This window comes from Campylobacter lari, assembly GCF_004357905.1.
Taxonomy (GTDB): Bacteria; Campylobacterota; Campylobacteria; order Campylobacterales; family Campylobacteraceae; genus Campylobacter_D; species Campylobacter_D lari_D.
Genome location: NZ_SMTT01000039.1, coordinates 1 through 364, shown reverse-complemented (window position 1 = coordinate 364; position 364 = coordinate 1). Strand labels below are relative to the sequence as shown.

The 364-nt window shown below is 23.9% G+C and carries 1 protein-coding gene; it reads left to right on the top strand.

Features of this window, described 5'->3' with window-relative positions:
• Positions 1-221, top strand: a 221-nt coding sequence (locus tag E2O22_RS07855) for a hypothetical protein (RefSeq protein WP_133319981.1), incomplete at its 5' end; no start/stop codon positions are given.
• Between the last annotated feature and the right edge of the window lie 143 nt (positions 222-364).

Genomic DNA, 364 nt, shown 5'->3' with positions numbered 1-364 from the left:
CTCCAGTGAAAAAAGAAAAATCTAAAAAAGATTTACCTTTTATAGAAAATAATATTTATTTATCAACTAGCGATAATTTGAAATCAGATGGTGGACTTGTGATAAAAAAAATTAGAAAAGAAAAAGATGTAGATAAGGCTGTCACGAGAAAAAGAGCAGTAACTTGCATAGTTAATGATGGATTTAAAACTATGAATCCTTGTGTAGTAAGTGATATATAAAATATAAATACTAGGTTATCCTAGTATTTATAGTTGTAGATATTATTGAAATTTACTATTGATCAATTCTTAAATTACAATTAATCTAAATCAAGTGTTATTATAAATTAAGGTAAAATCATGAAAAAACTCTCTCTTTGTAT